The 2,274-nt window shown below is 63.1% G+C and carries 4 protein-coding genes; all 4 read right to left on the reverse strand.

Going from position 1 to position 2,274, the window contains the following annotated elements; genetic code table 11:
* A partial coding sequence (locus I5W_RS21360) for a peptidoglycan DD-metalloendopeptidase family protein (protein WP_252717159.1) occupies positions 1–388 on the reverse strand: 388 nt, incomplete at its 3' end.
* Entirely contained in the window at positions 373–690 is a 318-nt protein-coding gene (locus tag I5W_RS21365; protein ID WP_252717160.1) for an ExbD/TolR family protein, read from the reverse strand. The genes I5W_RS21360 and I5W_RS21365, both read right to left, overlap by 16 nt.
* On the reverse strand, positions 687–1,412 hold the full coding sequence (locus I5W_RS21370; protein ID WP_044530742.1) for a MotA/TolQ/ExbB proton channel family protein: 726 nt from the start codon (positions 1,410–1,412) through the stop codon (positions 687–689). Before I5W_RS21370 ends, I5W_RS21365 begins: the two co-directional genes overlap by 4 nt.
* Positions 1,413–1,465: 53 nt before the next feature.
* Positions 1,466–2,274, reverse strand: an 809-nt coding sequence (locus I5W_RS21375; protein WP_148289169.1) for a TonB-dependent receptor domain-containing protein, incomplete at its 5' end; no start/stop codon positions are given.

Consider the following 2,274-nt stretch of genomic DNA (forward strand, 5'->3'; position numbering starts at 1 on the left):
AGGAGCTGTCGTTGTGTGCATACACCGACAGCAATTGCGGCGTGTGCTTGATGATGACCATGTTGCCGTAGCCACGGATGCCGTGACCGGCATAGGTGACCTTGCCGGCCGCCGCCGCCACCACCGATTGCCCCTGGCTGCCGCTGATGTCGATGCCCTTCTTGTAGCTGTCGGCGCTGGGCGCGGACTTGCCCTGGGTCGGCCACATCCAGTCCAGCTTGGCGTCGGCCGGAGCCGGGGCGTCGTCATCGTCATCCTGCGGCTTGGCGGCTGGCTTGGTCGCGGGTCGGGTCGTGCTCTTGCGCGGCGTGCCTGACGCCGAAGACGCGGCCGGGCGCGGGCTCTGTCCGGCGCCGGTGCGGGCCACCACGCCTACCGGCGGGCGCACCAGACCAGCACTTCCAGCTTGGCCGTCTGCGCCCGCTCCTTGAGTTCGCCCACCAGCGCATCGTGCTGGACCGGCTTGCCCTCGAAGAACATCTCGCCTTCCTTGTTGACCACGATGGTCAGCGACTTGCTGGGCAGCGTGGCGGCGCTGGCGGCTTGCGGCACGTTGATCTTCAGTCCGCTGACATCGATCATCTTCAACATGGTCACCATGAAGAAAATCAGCAGGAACATCATGATGTCGATCATCGGGATGATCTCGATATGCGGCTCATCCGATTGCAGGTAACGGGTGCGGCTCATGACGCGGCTCCAGCGTAGGCCACATCGGCCACGCGCTTGATGACGCTCTTGCCCTGCCCCGCGCCCTGGACGTCGGCGGCGTGACGCACGCTGATCGATTCTTCATGCAGGCAATGTTGCTTGATGAAGACCAGCTTGATCAGATCCAGCTCCAGCAAGGCCAGGCGCACGCGCTTGGCGAAATAGCTGTTGGCCGCCACCCCGGCAATGGCTACCAGCAGGCCACAACCGGTGGCCAGCAGCGAGTGGCCGATGCCGTTGGTGACCGCGCCGCTGCTGCTGCCGGCAGTGCCCAGCACGTTGAAGGATTCGGTGATGCCGATGATGGTGCCCAGCAGACCGATCAGCGGGCCCAGCGTGATGGCCGCGCCCAGCAACCACAGCGAGCGATCCAGTTCGGGCATGGTGCGCACGATGCTCTCATCGATGTAACGCTCCATGGCCTCGCCCGAGGCCAGCGCCCGGGATTCGACCGAAGCCTGCAGGGTCGGGCCGAAGATGGTGCTGCGATAGCGCTGGGCGATGTCCTGCAGCGCGGCAGTATTCTGGTGATCGGCTTGCGTGAGCGCCTCGTCGATGCGCTTGCCCGAAGGCAGGCAGCGCGCGAAGAAGATGAAGCGCTCGACCGAGACGGCCAGCACCACCAATAGCAGCAGGGCCAGGATGGGAATGATGCCCATCGATTGGCGGCTCAATTCCAGGAGTTGTTCAAGATTGGACATGGCATTTCCTTACAGGGGGAGGTACAAGGGGAAGTCAAATGAAACCAGTTGCATCACAGGTTCTTGGGGCTGTAGTTCACGCCGACCCAGATCATCCGGCCCATGGAGAAGGTGTCCTTGAGCAGATCCTTGTTGGGACCGGTGACGCTGGTGACCGGCGAATTGGTCAGGTTGGCCACCTCGGCGAAGGCGCGCCAGCCATTGCCCAGGTCGTAGCGGGCCTGCAGGTCGATCTGCTTGCGCGCCTGCCAGTAGACGTCCTGGCTGGGCAGGCTGGCGTCCACCAGGCGCAAGCTGCGGCCGGTCCAGTTGTAGGCGGCCGAGAGATCGAGCTTCTGGTAGTTGTAGAACACGGTCAGGTTGCGGATCTGGTCGGGCTGGTTGACCAGGTTGTTGATGGTGCGAGTACTGCCGTTGCTGGTGGCGGCGTTGAGGCGGCCATTGAGGAAGCTGATATTGGCCGAGAAGCCCAGACCCTGCAGCAGCGGGCTGATCCAGCCCAGCGAGTTCTGCACGTAGCTCAGTTCCACGCCATTGATCTTGGAGCTGGAGGCGTTGACCGGCTGGGTGATCGAAGCAGCCCGGGTGGCACCGTTGTAGAACAGGCTGCCCTGGCTGGAGAGGGTGTAGATCTCGTTCTTGATCTTCTTGTTGAACAGCGCCAGCGAAACCAGGTTGGAATTGGGCAGGTACCACTCGGCCGAGACATCGAGGTTGTTCGATTCACGCGGCTTGATGTCCGGGTTGCCCTGGGTCACCGACACCGAGCCGTCGGTATTCTGGCTGATGGTGGTGTTGGGCGCATAGGCGTCGAAGTTGGGGCGGCCGATGGTCTGCCTGGCGGCGAACTTCAATTTCAGCG

Origin of the sequence: Herbaspirillum sp. B65, from assembly GCF_000333555.1 — a bacterium.
GTDB lineage: Bacteria > Pseudomonadota > Gammaproteobacteria > Burkholderiales > Burkholderiaceae_D > Herbaspirillum > Herbaspirillum rubrisubalbicans.

Coding starts and splice junctions, on each gene's coding strand:
- I5W_RS21370 (WP_044530742.1), bottom strand. CDS start 1,412: ATGTCCAATCTTGAACAACTCCTGGAATTGAGCCGCCAATCGATGGGC.
- I5W_RS21365 (WP_252717160.1), bottom strand. CDS start 690: ATGAGCCGCACCCGTTACCTGCAATCGGATGAGCCGCATATCGAGATC.